Raw genomic sequence first — 15,916 nt, forward strand, 5'->3', positions numbered from 1 at the left:
GGTCATAGGTTTATCGAGAAGCGATAAGCGGTTGGCTGACAACGGCGTCAACCTGTCACGGGGGCCATGATGGATTTCGCTAGGATCGAGCCCTGGGCCGACGATGTGATTGCGTCGTCTTTTGAAAACTGGCCCAAAGAGCTTCGCGTCCATGCACTTGCCGAGCCTTTGGATGCCATCCCCATTTCTGCCGGCGATATGCGGGCGGTGCTGTCGCAAAATGCGCAATATCGCCGCTTTCTAAACATCTCCCAGCCGGTGTCCTTGCCGTCTAGGGGCTTCGGCAAAAAAATGGAAGGCGATGCGTTTCCGAAGATCGGTCCGGTCAGCTGGAAGGAAATTTCAGCGTTCATCAGCGTGCCTCTGGCTGCGATAGATGAGTTGATGCCCGTTATGTTACGCGGGGTGACAGATCGGATGGCCTTTATCCTGCACGCGTTCGTCTGTAGGCAGGTCTCGACGAAGCTGCATGTCTTTCCGTTTGTCGATCTTAGTAAGGCATTCGAGGTGCGGTTCCATATTGAGGACGGAGAGCCGGTGCACGCCAAATGGATGAACCGCTCCGATCGCTATGTCCCTCCGCCCGGCAGCGGTGAAAAGCTCTCGAATTTTGCCGCGAACATCGCGGAGCGGGTCGGCATAGGTTACGCGCTTCTCGACCTTCTCCTTATTAAGGGAGCGGACGGCGAAGCGATCAAGGTTGTGGAAGTGAATCCCATCCTGGAGCGGAGCGCTTCCGGGCGGCTTTTTTTATCATGAGAGGAGGCTGGAAGTGGTAGGACAATTTGTTTCCCTAAGGGGGCACATGCATGTCTGCCCGATGGTCGATCCAGGGCCGAAGCCGCATATCGGCGGTCCGATTTCCTCGACCGGGCAGAGCTTTGTTTGTGTCGAAGGGATTCCGATTGCGACCGTATCCGATAAATGCACCTGTACCGGCGTTCCGACGGCCGCCGGGATCATCAGCGGTTCGTCGATCGCAAACATCAAGGGCAAGAAGGTCGCCCGGTTCGGAGACGCCTGCGAGCATGGCGGACGGCTTGTGCAGGGCGTTTCATGGATCACGTTCGAATAAGTTGATCGGGTAAGCGGCGTAGTGCGGCTTCGACGCTGACAGAAATCGAAATCCCGCCTGAGTTATTGAGCATCCGCAGCCGATACGTGCTATCGCAAGCTGATGTCACGCGCCTGGTTGAAGTCATGACCGACCTTTTCATCACCTATCAAAATGCTTTGAAGGATTTTGGCGAACCGCAGGGCGGATCTCCACTGCCATCTACCACTCTGGACGCTTACCGCGGTCGAATTCCGGATAGTTTTCTTGACTTCATGAGCCTTCATTCCGCTGGAAAATGGCTCCAGGGCTATTTCCAGTTCTGCAATCCGGACGAATATAAATCGGTCCTGGCGCTGGTTCTAGGCGGCGATGAGGAGTTGAAGCCGGAAAGAACGCATGCTCTCGGATTTTCGGCTTTCGGGGATTTGGTTGCTTGGAACGAGGATTATAAAACCGTCAAAATCAATATGCTTTATGGACGCGTCAGTTGCCCGGAACTGTTTTCGCCCGAGCCTGATATGGACCCTAAAATCACGTTGGGCATTGTGATCGGCAATGTGAAGGCAGATTCCTACGACAATCCGGACGAAAATGGGAAGCCGATGTTCAAGCGTCTCCTCCTTGCACACGGCGCACTGCAAGTGGGACAAATCTACGCGCCCAAACTTCACCCGGCTCTGGGCGGACCGATCACCGTCGACAATCTCCGCCCGGCAGGGGCGCTCGCGGCCATGACGATCGCAGCTCAGGCGGTGCCGTTCACCCTTTATAACACAAGCATACCTAGCGTCCCGGCGGTCCGCGAAGTTGGTGCATGATGATGGGCAAGCAGATCTCAGGTACTTGAGATGTTGATGCCGGCTCGCTGGTCTTGAACAATTAGATATCAGGTTTGTGTCTGAAACAGGTTTGCAGCCTCGCCGTTAGAAATGAGAGCCCAAATGGTTGGTCGTCCGGTCACGCTTAGGGGCCATATGCATGTCTGCCCGATGGTCGATCCGGGGCCGCGGCCGCATGTTGGAGGGCCGGTGTCTTCGACATCCCAATCTTTCGTCTGCGTCGAAGGCGTGCCAATCGCGACAGTGGGAGACAAATGCACATGCACGGGCGTTCCGACGACCGCCGGTATTACAAGCGGATCGTCAGTTGCCAAGATCGGGGGCCAGAAGGTCGCCCGCTTCGGCGATGCTTGCGAGCATGGAGGCCGGCTGGTGCAAAGAATTCCTTGGCTGACATTCGATTAACCGACGTCAGGCGGTGCTGATGCTTCTAATAGTGCGAAGCATTCCAATGTTACAATCCACCATGCCGCTCCTTGGCAGCGGCGGCGGGCGCGTTCCCAGCAAGAAGAAGCAGATGCGAGTGGAAGAGATCGAGTGGTATCAGAAAAGACTAAGGGTAGTAATAGTCAAGTTCATTGCCGGTGGACCGAGGAGGGGCGAGGTGGTCCCGGCAATGCTCCGATGTCATAACATTGCCTAGTGCATCTGTCGGTTCTCAGTGGAGGTGCCGTGAAGGATTATCAGGTAAGGCTTGCTTCAATCGTCGAGGATTTCGGTGCTCCGCAGGGCGGGGGAGCGGCCGTCGATGTGGAGCGCTACCGCGGCAGGGTTCCCGATGCGGTGATCGAGTTCTGGCAGCAGAATGGGACCGGGATCATAATGAACGGCTATTTTCAGTTCTGCGATCCCGATGTCTATGCATCGATCATGAAGTTCGTGTTTGACGGCGATTCGCAGATTGACGCCGAGCAGACGCATGTGCTGGGCTTTGGCGCATTCGGAACGATCATCGCGTGGAACGAAGTTCATCAGAATGTGACCATCGATCTTGTGAATGGGCAGGTATCGTGCCAGGCGCTGGTCAACGGCAAGACCTACGATCCCAATATTGCCGTTACCAGCGATTTGATGTTGCTCGATAGCCCGACATTCGATGAATACGATGCAGAGGCTGAAAAGCTTTTCAAGCCGGCGCGTTCAAAGCTGGGCAAGCTCGGCGTAGATCAGATCTACGGGTTCAGGCCGATCCTTGCGCTCGGCGGGAAAAGGGCGCTGGCCAGCCTGACGATCTACGAAGCGTTGCCGCATATGGCGATCCTTGCGCAGGCGCATGAGCTGCAATTGATGGACAATGCTCCTTTCCCGCCGCAGCCGGTACGCGTGATCGGAAGCTGATGCGAGACGCAGAGCGAGTTGCTTATGAACCGGAAAAAGCAAATCGAGCCCACCATCAGGAAGCGCATCGACGAACTGCTGGAGGCATCTGGCAAGAAATTCTCCTCCGGTGACCTCAGAGGGTCGCTCGATATCGCTTTGCAAGCTTGGGACCTAATTCCCGAGCCCAAGTCGGACTGGGACTATTATCCTCAAAGCCTCTCGGCGGGATTTGTTCAAGATTTCGCTGATTTGGGAGACAAGGAGAGCGTATCCGAGTGGTCGCAGATTATGGCGGAGATGTATGGCGATCCGAATCACGAGGACCAATTGGTGCTCATGACAGAAGGTGAGGCTATGTACAAACTAGGCGACAAGGATCGTGCCTATTACATTTTCGGACGGATTCACGAGATCTACGGTCAACGCGGCTTCTCGGGCGACCAATCAGTGTATTTTGAGTTCTACAGGAAAGAAAAGGCTGCTCGCGGTGAATAGCGGAGAAGAAGAACTTCCCGAGGCTATCTACGACCGCGTCACGCTGCTCTCTGAGCAGGGGAACGATTTCCTTGATCGCGGAGATGCAAAAGCGGCAATTTCGACATGGCGCTCGGCTCTAAAGTTATTGCCTGAACCGCGGCGTAAATGGGACGCGGCGATCTGGCTTCATGCTTCCATCGGAGAGGCGCAAAGAGAAGACGGCGATCTCATCGGAGCGCTAGAATCCTTTCAGCAAGCTGCGGCTAGCAGCGACGGCTATGCCAGCAGCTTCGTCCAACTTGGTATAGGCACGTGCCTTTACGATCTTGGCCGCCAGGAGGAAAGCACTGATCCGTTGTTACGAGCCTATATGGGAGAAGGTGAGGAAATCTTCGAGGAATCCGACCCAAAGTATCTCGACCATCTGCGCGAGCGGAAGCTGATTGGCTGAGCCGTCACAGACTTAGCCTGAGGGTGCGCCGGCCCTGGCCATCGAAAAGCGCCCCTTTCAGCAAGTGCTGGGTGAATTCGCGCCGCTCAAAGATGGTACGACGGTTTCCGCTGCAGGCTGAGAGTTATTATGGAAAACTGCTGACGCCATGATGGATTTCTGGATCGAATATAGTCGCGGGTTGGCGGTGCCGCCGGAGCTGCTGTTGAAGGCGCCATAGGGGCGGGGGACGCTGCGGAATGGGGATTGGAAAATGAATGAATCCCAACATTGGCGGATCGAGCCAAAAATCGGCCTTGGCAAGTTGAGGTTTGGGATGAGCCGGTCACAGGTCGATCGCTTCAGTTCCATCTACGGAACCTCGAAAGGGATTTCTTCCGAAAAAATTCCAGATGATATACTTCAGTCTACCTTAGCTGAATTGGGAGAGGGTCTGACTGCTGAAGAAAAGCAGGAAATTCTTTCTCTATATCAAGAAACTGGACCTACCGCCGCCGGCGAAACGGAAGTACGTGGGGATAATAACCCACTTGTTCTGACCTACAACTCTGATCGTCTGGTGGAAATATTGGCGGACGCAAAAGTGCGGAGCTTGAAATACCGCGATATCTCTATGTTCGAGGAAAGCCCCCGCGATGTGATTAAACATATTGCGGAGACTCTGGGAGAGACCCCCCTTATCCTGAACGAAGAAGTCGCCTTTCCAGCCAATTTCATATTCCTGTTTGAATTCGTACGGGAAGCTGGAGGCGCATACGCGGAGGGCAGTCGAACCGATCGCTCCATCATATGGCGATCCGGGCCGCGAGAAGGCGGGGTTGATCTCTCCGAGTATAAACCGATGAAAATTTGAGGATGGCGGGGCTCCCCGCCCCGATACAATGGACATGTTTTGACAGCGAAATTTTGTAAGAGATTGAAAAATGCCATCGGTCGCGCAGACGATTAAAGCAAACCTGAACCAAGAGAAACGCGACATCCGGGACTGGGTCGAGGATTCCTTCAACAAGGAAATTCTCTACGACGAACCGCTTTCTGAAACGATCGAGCCATTCGTTCGTGACGGGAACAGCGAAAAGAAGCTGGTTCCGGATGCGCTCGGTTCCATCGCAAGCTGGCATATGCGGATGGCGATGAACAAGAGCCTTCACGAAGCCCTTTATCCTGCCGACGAGATTGCGAGGTCCGGCATTTACCGGTTCTGGCACTACGAATGTGCGCATGCGGTCATGGAATCGGACGATCCGGCCGGCTACAAATTTCCAATGCGGCCGTTCACCGACGTTTCCACCATGCTGGCGCTTGGCTGGCTGAGCCATGCAAACCGCCTCGCCGAGACGATTTTCGACCGGTGGGACGCACAGACCGACGGTAACGGCGCCGTCGCGTGGAAAGATCTGCCGCAATATCTGCCATGGCTTTCAGTCAAACTCTACAAGGCGTGGCGGGGGAGCGACGAGACCTATGATTTGGAGCCGGATGACGTAGAAATGGGTGAATTTTCCCCATTGCTCGAAACGCTCTTCGATCCGCGGCCCCATACATTCGACGAGGCATTGGCAAAAGCTGCGGACTTCCATGCATCGGGGCGCGGGACGGATGACTACGACGTCGTCAACGAAGAAGAATTGTGGTTCTTCCCGGTCGAATTGCTAGCCGCATGCCGGCTCCGCCAGCAACGTGGCCTGGATCTGCCGCCGCTGGATCATCCCCTGTTCTACGCCACGCCGCTTTGCTGCTTCCAGAATGCGCTGCCGGTTCCGTTTGACGAAACCTTGGCAAAACTTCTGCCGGCTTACGCCGCCGCGACCAACAAGTTCGATCTGAAAGTCTGAACCGGCAGTGGTATGCGATGCCGAATACAATGCGGAATTCGATGAGCATGCCGAGTGTCGACTTCCTCGTGGATGGCGAGATTACCGCGCCGGAGGAACAATCGGCCAACAAGGTTCACGTGAGCTTTGAACTCGCCGGCCATGCCAAGCGCGCCGTGGCATTCGGTGTGCGACGGCTTCGCATGCAGGGCGACGCCATTGGACAGCCACATGGATGCAGAATTGCTGGACCTTAATCATGGATGGCCGGCTCCACGCGAGGATGTGAATTTCAAAAATGATTGCGACTGCTCTGGCGGCGGCAGTGCTGATACAGCTCCACGATGTTTGACGTTGGCCGCAAAAGCGCCAGGTCTCAAGAAAATGCTACAGCCAGGTAACTGTTGCTTGCCCTTGATAAGGAGAAATAGGTGTCGGAAGTTCTGTTCGAAGCCGATGAGCGAACCATGGACAATTTGATGAGGGGGCCTCATGTCATCGTGCGGACGGCTGCATCCCGATTTGCAAAGAAGGAAGCGGCCTTCAACAAGGAAGGCTTCGAAAAATACGGTGATCTGATCGACCAATATGAATGTGATGGCTTCTCCATCGAAGTTCAGGATGTCGCCGAGGGGAGGCTGCAGGAATACTTCGCCCCTAGCCTCGATGGTATCAAGAACAAGGATGCCATTGGAAAGATCGGCGTGTCCGGATCGGGCGCTTTTGCTAAGGATTTCGATCTCGACAGGTTCAAGCGGTTCGGCAGCGTCAAGGCGATCACAACCCAAGATGTGCCTTTCGGAGATGCGCTGCCGGACCTGTTTCCGCAACTTGAGGCATGGCTCAATCTTGATTGGAAGGCCAATAAGATCAAAGCGCTGAATGGCAAATGGCCCAACCTCGCCAATCTCTCGCTCCAAGGCTTTTCCGGCTCCCTGTCGATTTTCGAAGGAGCTCCGATCAAGAGGCTTTTCCTGATCGCTTCGACCATCAAGGACGTCGAGGACATTCTGTGCTTCAAGGAGATCGAAGTTTTGCAGATTTCCTCATGTAAGATTGCAGGCGATGTTTCGGTTTTTTCGAAGTTGAAGAAACTCCGGTCGCTACGGATATATGGGAAGAACAAGCTGGAAGGCTGGGAAAACCTAAAGAGTGATATTGTGCAAAATCTCGAAATATCTCACCTTCCTTGCAAGTTATCGAAAGAGGATTTTCCGAAGCTGCGCAACTACGTCATCAATGCCTATCGGCCGCGTGACCCCTTCTATGAAGAAGGGGGCGATCTCGGGAAGCTGGGGCGCGCGTTGAGCAGCATTTTTGATTGAGAGGGCTTTTCCCGTCCTGCACGTCTTTTCAGACGCTCGAAGGACGCTGTAGCATTGTGCAGTAGGCAAGCACGGGATGAAGCGATGAAGTTGGGTTTCCTCCAATCCATGACGGACACGAGTTCCGCATTGTGGGTTTCCCACACTCTGATCATCCGGCTCGCAGGCCTTATCTCGGCGGCGGGCTTCGACGAGACGAAACGGACCACCGCGCATAAGGGACTAGATATCACTGTCTACGTGGACAGTCTGCGAGGCTCGGTGCTGGCCGCGCAACAAGGGATTGCCGCCAGCGCGAACGATCCGGATGTCTTCCTGTATGGTAGGGCGTCCAAGCCTTCCGGCTGCGACTGGGTGGCGTATTACGTGCGCCTGCGCTACGAGGCGATCACCGGCGCATCCAACAAGCTCGACCGGTTTCTCGAGATGATCAGAGCGGCGCTTGCTGCGATTGCCCAAAAGGCCAAGGTGAAGATCATCGCATTGGATTGGTGGGAGAAGATCGTTGCTACCGTCAGGGAAGAAGTGGCCCGCGATACGTCGTTGCATTTTAATCGAAAGGAAAGCGAGGGAACCGTCGTCGTGTGATGCGGTTTTGGTCCCGTCAGCCGGCATTAGATGCCGTGCGCCGCATCAGGCGCGATTTGCGGCCACAGCGCCCCAGCTTCAAGATCAAGGGTGTCAAAGGGAATCGGAACCGACTATCTTCAGAGGATGTGCAGCGTATACGCTCGCCATCGGGGAAGATGTCTTTCTGCAGGACCTGCAGAGAACGCGAGAATCGCTTTCGGAATTCTTCGAATCGGGAACTGAGCTGACGACTTGCCCGAACGGCTCACGACGGTCATGCATCGCTATTCCGGTAAGAAAAATATCTTTGCGACCAAGGCTCTGAAGCACTAGTTCCGAAAGTCGGATGATGAAGCAGATCCTATTCTTTGCGACTCCAAACGATATACAGCCGATAATTTCTGCTTTGGAGACGACCAACAAAATCGTGTTTGCACGAGTTGGAAGCTATGACATTAAAGACCCTCCGCTGATTTCCGGGGCCGAAATACCCAATCCAGGGGTTGCCACGAACGAAACCGCCAGCGGATCGGATTCATATCTCGTTGTTCCTGCCGGCTCGCGGTTGAATTTACATCCGTATACGAGCGAGGACTCCGACACGTTCGGAAGGAAGATGTGGAGTGTCTATAGCGGATTTAATGACGAGTCTGTTGAAATGACGCTCGCCGGCATTTGGGAGGACGGCACCCTTTTACCCGGAAGTGTCAGGTCAATGCACAACAATGAATTCGCAAAGAAAATAATGCGAGATTTTCAGGCTTCTCTGAAAAAGGCGAAGTTCGAAAAAGTTCAATCTTGGTGGCTGAGCACTGAGGCAGTTCAAATGCTGCGAGCTGGTAAACGGCTGAGCACCACTGCGGTTCATCGCCGCCAGAATATGACTTACGACCGGAGCATATTGGCTGAGCTGAGATAACCCGAAGCGACCTTCGCTCGATGTGGCTGAGGTGCTGAGACAAATCGAGCGGCTTCCTAAGCAATGGACGGCTTCGCGACAATTAGGGGAGCGCCATGACCGACACCGACGCAAAGTTGCTGCGGACATTCATTGCCGATGAGAACGAAGCCTTTGCCGATCGGTGCCAGGGGAAATTTTGGCCTGCCAATCACTATCGTATCGGGCCTCTGGCGACCAAAGCTTCCGGGCTGCTCGATCCGAACGAGCAGATCGATTTCTATTTCCATTTCATGCGCATTGCCGGCGGCGCACCCTCCGTCGGAGATAAGGAAATGCCGCTGCTGCTCGAGGCCTATCGGCGGATGCTGCCGTTTCTCGATCTTGGCGGCGTCATCCAGATGTCGCGGCGGCACAAGCTGCTGTTCGTGTTCGGTTTTGACGATACTGGCGCCTTGCCCAGCGGCGAGACGATTTCGGCCAAGGCGCTAAAAGCGCGGCTCAAGCTCATTGCGCAGGTCGGCAATTATACGACGATGCCTGCGCAGCGCGACAAGAAGGCAAAGTTTGTTCCCTTTGCCGACGAGGCGGTGCGCATTCTCGAGGTTTTCCGGCATCTCGACTATCGCCACGACCGACGTTACGGCGAAGACCTCTACGATGTCACCAATCTCAGCTTCTGGGGCATGGTGTTTATCTGCCTGCTCAACAAGGCGACCCGCGGCGATCTTGTTGCCGATATGATCGAGGGCAAATATGATCTCATGCGGCGCGTCGAGCAACTGGCGATGTTGCACCGCTATGTCGAGACAGTCCTGCCGGATATCGAGCCTGACGAAGAGCGTTTCCGCTCGCTGGCGCGGCAGCTCAAGGGCATCGAGCTTGCGCGCCGCAATGCCACCGAATCCGTCGCTCTGGCCCAAAGGTTGGGCCTGCCATTTGGCGATGACGAGGACTGGGAAATTCATATTGCGGTCCCGCTGCGCGGTTCCGAAGGTCATCCGCTGATTGCCAAGAACGTTGTGCGATTGCAGATCCGGCCGAACCCGGACTGGCAGTGGGAACTGAATGCGCGTATCGCCGAGCGCGGAGAGTTTTCGGAAAGCGAGAAAAAGACCTGCCGGAACGATCTCGGCCTTCCCGTTCTCGGTTGCGGAAATCTTTATGCCTTTCCGACATGGCTGAGACAGGTGCGCGAGAAAAACGGCCTGGATTTCGATACCGGCGCCGCCGACATTCGTGTGGGGCGCAAGCGGGCGGCAGCCAAGCTCATCGCCCAATGGCTGGAGAGCTGAACTCGGACCGATCGCAGTCGCGGGTCGCCGCCCACGCCATATCGAAGCGCTGAAGCATCTTCCTAAGGGCGGAGCGAATCTCTTTCGCCGGTCTGAGCATAGGCCGTGCCACGATCGCAATGGCGTCGTGGCACGGTGACGGCTGTAAAACCGGCTCAGAAAGGATAGTGCTGGGCGGAATCCTCGACCGTGATCCAGCGCAGATCGGTGAATTCGGCAATCGCCGCCTTGCCGCCGAAGCGGCCGTAGCCGCTGCCCTTGACGCCGCCGAAGGGCATTTGCGCCTCGTCGTGCACGGTCGGGCCATTGATGTGGCAGATGCCGGATTCGATCCGCGCCGCAACGGCCATTGCTCGCTGGACATTCCGGCTGAAGACAGCGGAGGACAGGCCGTATTCGCTGTCGTTGGCGATGCGGATGGCTTCTTCTTCACCGGAGACGCGAATGATCGGCTTGACCGGACCGAAGGATTCTTCCGAGTAGACACGCATCTCGGGCGTGACGTGATCGAGCAGCGTCGCCTCGACCACGGTGCCCGAGCGCTTGCCGCCGGCCACGAGCTTTGCACCCTTGGCGGTCGCATCGGCAATCAGCTCATCCATTTTCTTCGCCGCGTCGAGGCTGATCAGCGAACCGAGAACAACGTGGCCGCGCGGATCGCCGGCCGGGAGCTGGCTGGCGCGGGCGGCCAGTTTGGCCACGAACTGATCGGCGATCGTCTCGTCGACAATGATGCGTTCCGTCGACATGCAGATCTGGCCCTGGTTCATGAAGGCGCCGAAAATGGCGGCGTTGACGGCACCGTCGATATCGGCGTCGTCGAGGATAACCAGCGGCGCCTTGCCGCCGAGTTCGAGGAGGGCGGGTTTGAGATGCCTGCCGCAGGTCTCGGCGATGATCTTGCCGACCTTGGTCGACCCGGTGAAGTTCACGCGCTTGACGGCCGGATGGGCGATCAGCGCGGCGACGATCTCGGGCGCATCCTCCGGCGCGTTGGTGATGACATTGACGACACCGGCCGGCAGGCCGGCTTCGGTCAGCGCGGTGGCGATCAGCCGGTGCGTGCCGGGGCATTGTTCGGAGGCCTTGAGCACGACCGTATTGCCGCAGGCAATCGGCATGGCGATGGCGCGGGTGGCGAGGATGACCGGCGCGTTCCAGGGGGCGATCGCCAGGCAGACGCCCGCAGCCTGGCGAACGCCCATGGCGAGCGTGCCGGGCTTGTCGGAAGGGATGATTTCGCCTGATATCTGCGTCGTCATGGCGCCGGCCTCGCGCAGGATGTTGGCGGCGAACATGACATTGAAGCCGGCCCAGGGCGCGGTGGCGCCCGTTTCCTCGATCATCAGCTGGGTAAACTCGCCCACCTTGGAATCCATGATATCGGCGGCCTTCATCAGGATCGCGCGGCGCTGGCCGGGGCCGGTCTTCGACCAGGCGCCGAAGGCGGCGCTGGCGGCATCGACCGCAGCGGCAGCATCTTCCAGGCTTGCCGCGGCGGCGCGGCTTGCGAGCTTCTCGGTGAAGGGATCGATGCGATCATAGGTGCGGCCGCCGGAGGCCGCGCGGTCTGCGCCGTTGATGAGGAGGGAAATATTCATCGGAGGTCTCCTTGGGACAAGAACTAGAAGCCGAGGACTTCGGCGTTGATGGAAGCTTCGAGGCCGCCGTCGACGGCAAGATTGGCGCCGTTGATCCAGCGTGCGCCATCCGAGCAGAGGAAGAGCACGGCGGGTGCGATATCGGCGGAGGTGCCGGCGCGGCCGACGCGGGTAATGTCGCTGTCGACCCTGGCGTCGCCGAGCACGGCGCGGAACTGCTTGAGGATCGGCGTTTCCACCGGCCCGGGGCTGACCGCATTCACCCGGATGCCGCGGTTCTTGAACAGCGGCTGATGGGCGGCGCGCATGGTCCAGAGCAGCAGCAGCTCCTTGGAGATCGGGTAACCTTCCTCATCCTTGAGACCGTGCTCGGCGACAACCGCCGCCACTTCGGGAAAGCCTTCGATTCCGGCCAAGGATTTTGCCCGCTCGATGTTGGCGCGCCAGCCGTAGCCGGCGATCGAGGCGACGTTGACGACGGCGCCACCTTCGCGCAGGCGCGGCGCCACGGCTTCCGACAGGGCGCGAAGCCCGTAGAAATTGACGGCGAGCGTCGAGGAGATGCCGGTGCTGCCGGAGAGGCCGGCGACATTGGCGAGCGCGTCGAGGCGCACCGGAAGCTGCGCAACGATCTCGGCAACGCCTGATGCAGTCGACAGATCGCCCTTGATGAAGGCGGCCCCTCCACTGGCAGGCTCGCGCACATCGACGCCGATGACCTCGGCGCCCATCTGGCCGGCCAGTTCCGCCGTGCGGGCGCCGATGCCGGATGCGACGCCGGTCACCAGGATTGTTTTACCAAAAAGCATGAACGTCACCTTTCGCAACAGAATCCGGAAATAAGCCGGCTCATTCTTCCCATTTGATTTTATGCGGACCGGGCAATTTCAGCCGGTAGCCGACCGGCAGAAGTTGAAAATCGAAGCGGCGCTCGATTTCGCCCCAAAGGCCGCGCGGCAGGTAGAGCGAGAATATCAAGGCCGTGGCGCCGAGGCCGATCAGATACCAGACGCCGGCTCCGCCGAAGACGGTTTCGATCACGAAGAACAGGATGGCGCCGAGGATCGCGCCTTCGAACTTGCCGATCCCGCCGACCAGCACCATGAAGATCATGTAGGCCGTCCACTGGACGCTGAAATAGGTCTTCGGCTGGAAGGTCGTGGCGGTCGCCAGCCATAGGCCTCCGGCGACCGCGATACCGAAGGCGGCGAGCACGAAGAGCAGCCTTTTGGTTGCGATCACGCGCACGCCGACCGAGGTTGCCGCCTCCTCATTGTCGCGGATCGCCTGCATCGCAGCGCCGGCACGGCTGCGCATCAGGATGAAGAGAGCACCGAGCAGGGCGGCCATGGCCGTCAAGGCGAGCCAGTAGATCGTTGCCCGCCGCGTCGCGCCGTCATAGACGTTGAGCGAGATCAGCGAGGTTCCCGTTTCCCCCTGGATCAGCCGGTCGAGGTTGACGAGCAGATGGGCGAGTTCCGCGATAACCCACATGCCGATCGCGAACTCGCCGCCCTTCAGGCGCAGCATGAACAGCGAAAGCGGGATCGACAGCGCGCCGGTCACGATCGCGGCGGCAAGGAGCGCGACGAAGGGATTGAGCCCCGCATCCGCAAGCCGGATGGTGAAATAGGCGCCGAGGCCGAAGAACACCTGCTGGCCGACTGAGACCAGCCCGCCGAAACCGGCAAGCGCATTCCACATGGCGGCAAGGATCACGTAGATGAACAGGGCCGTCATCCGGTCGATCGCGCCGGCGCCGAGCACGGCTGGGGCAAACATCAGCAGGGCAAGCACCGCGGCCATGCAGCCGAGCGCCACCCGTGACGCTTTCGTCCAGCGTTCTATCGATATTCCGTTGGAGGCAAGGGTCGCGTTGGGGCTCATGTCGGGCTCCGGAGACGGGTGCGCAGGGAGGCGGCAAGTTTGTCGAGAGCCGGCATGCCGAACCGGGATAGCCTGACGAAAAGCACCAGCAGGAACACGGCATGGCCGCCGATCAGGAAGCCTTGCGGATGCAATTGCGCGCCGAGCGATTGGGCAAGGCCGAGAACGATGCCGCCGGCAAGCGTGCCCCATAGCGATCCCGCTCCGCCGATCACGGCCGCCTCGAAGGCGAAGAGAAGCTGCGGGCCGCCGGAATAGGCGCTGAAGGTTGCCCGCATCCCGAGAAAAGCACCGGCGATCCCGACCGTGACCATGGTGATCGCGGTGGCGACGGCGTTTACCCTGCGGGCATCGATGCCGACCAGCCCCGCCGTATCGGGATCTTCGGCCGTGGCGCGGATCGCGCGACCAAGTGCAAAGCGGCTCAGGAAGAACTGCAGCCCGCCGAGAACGAGGATTGCCGTCACCATCATCATGACGGCAAGCTTGCCGACGTAGATGTGGCCCGGCAGTTGCCAGGATGCATAGGACAGATTGCCGATGAACGGGGCGAGCGAGCGGGTGTCGGCGCCGAACTGCTCGAACAGCAGGTTGTCGATGACGATCGACAGGCCGAAGGTCGTCAGGATCGGCAGCAGCGTTCCGCCGCGGGCGCTGCGTTCCAGAATGAAGCGCTGCAGCAGCCAGCCGGCGGCCGCCATGACCGGCAGCACGATCAGCAGGCCGGCGAAAGGTGGAATGCCGGCTTTGGCGGCGAGCAGCCACAGCCCGTAAGCGGCTGCGACCGCCAGGCTGCCATGGGCGAGATTGATGATCCGCATGACCGAGAACATGAAGGACAGTCCGCAGGCGATGACGGCGTAGTAACCGCCGAGCAGAATGCCCTGGAGCAGGGTGTTGATCACGATGCGCTCCTTTCGCCGGCTGCCCGGTGTAATCCGAAATAGGCTTGAGTGACGTGCTCGCGCGTGACGGCGGCGGCCGGCCTGTCGAGAACGATGCGTCCTTCCAGCATGCAGATGACACGGCTTGCCACGCTCATGGCGCGGGCGAGATCCTGCTCGACGAGCACGATGGTCGTTCCCGAGGTGAGCAGGGCCTGCAGCTGGGCATAGACGCGATCGACGACCAGAGGCGAAAGGCCGAGCGAGACCTCGTCCAGGAGAAGAATATCGGGATTGCTCATCAGCGCCCGGCCGATGGCGGTCGCCTGCTGTTCTCCGCCCGAGAGGTGTCCTGTCTTGGCGTGACGGCGGGGTTTCAGGTTCGGAAAGGCGTCGAGGACGCGGTCGATGCTCCACTCGCCCTTGCGGCCGGAGCTCTTTCCGAGAAGCAGGTTTTCCTCCACCGTCATCTGCGAAAACAGGCGCCGGCCTTCCGGCACCAGGGCGATGCCCTTGGCGATCCGCTTGTGGGACGGGACGGCGGCCAGATCTTCATCGTTGAGAAGGACGTGGCCGGAGGATGGCAGATGGGCGCCGGCGATCGATCTGAGCAGCGTCGTCTTGCCGGCGCCATTTGCGCCGACCAGCGCCAGCACCTCGCCCTTGGCAAGATCGAAACTGACGCCGCGCACCGCCTGGAGCAGGCCGTGGCGGACGTCGAGGTCGCGGATGGAGAGAAGGCTCATGCGGGTGTCCCTCCGAGATAGGCCTTGACCACCTCCGCATTGCTCATGACCGTTTTCGGCTCGCCATCGGCGATGATCCTGCCGGCGTCCATGCAGATCAGCCGCTCCGCCACCTGCAGGAGGATATGAACGATATGCTCGATCCAGACGATGCCGATGCCGCGGCGGCGCAATTCGAGGATGGTTTCGACGAGCTCGCTTGCCTCGCCATCGGTCAGGCCGCCGCCGATCTCGTCGAGCAGCATCAGCCTTGGCTGCGTGGCAAGCGCACGGGCAAGCTCCAGGCGTTTGCGGTCCAGCAGGCCGAGCGTGTCGGCGGGGCGGTTGGCGACGCCAAGCATGCCGCAGAGCGAAAGCGAATCCACCACGCGCTCATAGGCCTCGTCGCGACTTGCGGTATTGCCGTGCGATGCGGCGACGAAGACATTTTCGAAGGTCGTCATGCCGCCGAAGGGTTTGGGAATCTGATGGGTCCGGACGAGCCCGGAGCGGCAGCGTTCCGCCGCCGTCCGGCGCGTGACGTCGACGCCGTCGAAGGTGATGCTTCCCTCATTCGGCGGGAAGGCGCCGGCGAGCACGCTGAGCAGGGTCGTCTTGCCAGCGCCGTTCGGCCCGACAATACCGATCGCCTCGCCATCGCCCATGGAAAAATCCAGATTCTCCAGCACCACCAGCGCGCCGAACCGCTTGTGGATCCCTTTGGCCGAGAGAAAGGCTCCCCCCGGCCGTCTTTGAGCTTCCCGCTGCAGCAC

At 58.8% G+C, this 15,916-nt stretch carries 19 protein-coding genes; 13 read left to right on the plus strand and 6 right to left on the minus strand.

Annotated features, from left to right (window positions below):
• The first annotated feature begins 69 nt into the window (after positions 1-69).
• From HFO71_RS21135 to HFO71_RS21195, 13 genes are all read left to right on the plus strand, one after another.
• Positions 70-759, plus strand: a complete 690-nt coding sequence (locus tag HFO71_RS21135; protein WP_131661147.1) for a hypothetical protein — start codon at positions 70-72, stop codon at positions 757-759.
• 13 nt (positions 760-772) lie between these two features.
• A complete protein-coding gene (locus HFO71_RS21140) occupies positions 773-1,075 on the plus strand; it encodes a PAAR domain-containing protein (RefSeq protein WP_131641413.1) in 303 nt (100 codons plus the stop codon).
• A gap of 125 nt (positions 1,076-1,200) precedes the next feature.
• Positions 1,201-1,875 carry a GAD-like domain-containing protein gene (locus HFO71_RS21145; RefSeq protein WP_025397017.1) on the plus strand — a complete coding sequence of 225 codons (675 nt, stop codon included), beginning with the start codon at positions 1,201-1,203 and terminating at the stop codon, positions 1,873-1,875.
• A gap of 123 nt (positions 1,876-1,998) precedes the next feature.
• Positions 1,999-2,301 (plus strand): PAAR domain-containing protein, encoded by a 303-nt coding sequence (locus tag HFO71_RS21150; protein WP_080685848.1) that lies wholly within the window; start codon positions 1,999-2,001, stop codon positions 2,299-2,301.
• Between the two features lie 267 nt (positions 2,302-2,568).
• Positions 2,569-3,234 (plus strand): GAD-like domain-containing protein, encoded by a 666-nt coding sequence (locus tag HFO71_RS21155; protein ID WP_025397019.1) that lies wholly within the window; start codon positions 2,569-2,571, stop codon positions 3,232-3,234.
• Between the two features lie 24 nt (positions 3,235-3,258).
• Positions 3,259-3,711, plus strand: a complete 453-nt coding sequence (locus HFO71_RS21160; protein ID WP_221988396.1) for a hypothetical protein — start codon at positions 3,259-3,261, stop codon at positions 3,709-3,711.
• Entirely contained in the window at positions 3,704-4,144 is a 441-nt protein-coding gene (locus HFO71_RS21165; RefSeq protein ID WP_131641411.1) for a hypothetical protein, read from the plus strand. Before HFO71_RS21160 ends, HFO71_RS21165 begins: the two co-directional genes overlap by 8 nt.
• A 253-nt stretch (positions 4,145-4,397) precedes the next feature.
• Positions 4,398-4,997: a hypothetical protein gene (locus HFO71_RS21170; protein ID WP_131641410.1), complete on the plus strand. Its 600-nt coding sequence runs from the start codon at positions 4,398-4,400 to the stop codon at positions 4,995-4,997.
• A 70-nt stretch (positions 4,998-5,067) separates the two neighbouring features.
• Positions 5,068-5,979: a hypothetical protein gene (locus tag HFO71_RS21175; protein WP_221988398.1), complete on the plus strand. Its 912-nt coding sequence runs from the start codon at positions 5,068-5,070 to the stop codon at positions 5,977-5,979.
• Positions 5,980-6,389: 410 nt separating this feature from the next.
• Complete coding sequence (locus HFO71_RS21180; protein WP_132612161.1) at positions 6,390-7,283, plus strand: leucine-rich repeat domain-containing protein; 894 nt, start codon at positions 6,390-6,392, stop codon at positions 7,281-7,283.
• Positions 7,284-7,367: 84 nt separating this feature from the next.
• Entirely contained in the window at positions 7,368-7,871 is a 504-nt protein-coding gene (locus HFO71_RS21185; protein ID WP_131641406.1) for a hypothetical protein, read from the plus strand.
• Between the two features lie 328 nt (positions 7,872-8,199).
• Positions 8,200-8,772, plus strand: coding sequence for a hypothetical protein (locus HFO71_RS21190; protein WP_077976760.1), 573 nt, complete (start codon positions 8,200-8,202; stop codon positions 8,770-8,772).
• A 95-nt stretch (positions 8,773-8,867) separates the two neighbouring features.
• Positions 8,868-10,046 (plus strand): hypothetical protein, encoded by a 1,179-nt coding sequence (locus HFO71_RS21195; RefSeq protein ID WP_221988399.1) that lies wholly within the window; start codon positions 8,868-8,870, stop codon positions 10,044-10,046.
• Between the two features lie 155 nt (positions 10,047-10,201).
• Here HFO71_RS21195 and HFO71_RS21200 read toward each other — a convergent pair whose 3' ends face one another.
• From HFO71_RS21200 to HFO71_RS21225, 6 genes are read right to left on the minus strand one after another with little or no spacing between them, the layout of a single operon-like run.
• The gene (locus HFO71_RS21200; RefSeq protein ID WP_221988400.1) at positions 10,202-11,647 is read right to left on the minus strand and encodes an aldehyde dehydrogenase; all 1,446 of its coding nucleotides are present in this window, start codon (positions 11,645-11,647) and stop codon (positions 10,202-10,204) included.
• A gap of 23 nt (positions 11,648-11,670) precedes the next feature.
• Positions 11,671-12,456 (minus strand): coniferyl-alcohol dehydrogenase, encoded by a 786-nt coding sequence (locus tag HFO71_RS21205; RefSeq protein WP_132612153.1) that lies wholly within the window; start codon positions 12,454-12,456, stop codon positions 11,671-11,673.
• Between the two features lie 40 nt (positions 12,457-12,496).
• Complete coding sequence (locus HFO71_RS21210; RefSeq protein ID WP_131641403.1) at positions 12,497-13,534, minus strand: branched-chain amino acid ABC transporter permease; 1,038 nt, start codon at positions 13,532-13,534, stop codon at positions 12,497-12,499.
• Positions 13,531-14,439, minus strand: coding sequence for a branched-chain amino acid ABC transporter permease (locus HFO71_RS21215; protein WP_221988401.1), 909 nt, complete (start codon positions 14,437-14,439; stop codon positions 13,531-13,533). Before HFO71_RS21215 ends, HFO71_RS21210 begins: the two co-directional genes overlap by 4 nt.
• Positions 14,436-15,164 carry an ABC transporter ATP-binding protein gene (locus HFO71_RS21220; RefSeq protein ID WP_168335544.1) on the minus strand — a complete coding sequence of 243 codons (729 nt, stop codon included), beginning with the start codon at positions 15,162-15,164 and terminating at the stop codon, positions 14,436-14,438. Before HFO71_RS21220 ends, HFO71_RS21215 begins: the two co-directional genes overlap by 4 nt.
• Positions 15,161-15,916 (minus strand): ABC transporter ATP-binding protein, encoded by a 756-nt coding sequence (locus HFO71_RS21225; RefSeq protein ID WP_206108839.1) that lies wholly within the window; start codon positions 15,914-15,916, stop codon positions 15,161-15,163. Before HFO71_RS21225 ends, HFO71_RS21220 begins: the two co-directional genes overlap by 4 nt.

This window comes from Rhizobium laguerreae, from assembly GCF_019778565.1.
GTDB classification, from domain to species: Bacteria; Pseudomonadota; Alphaproteobacteria; order Rhizobiales; family Rhizobiaceae; genus Rhizobium; species Rhizobium laguerreae.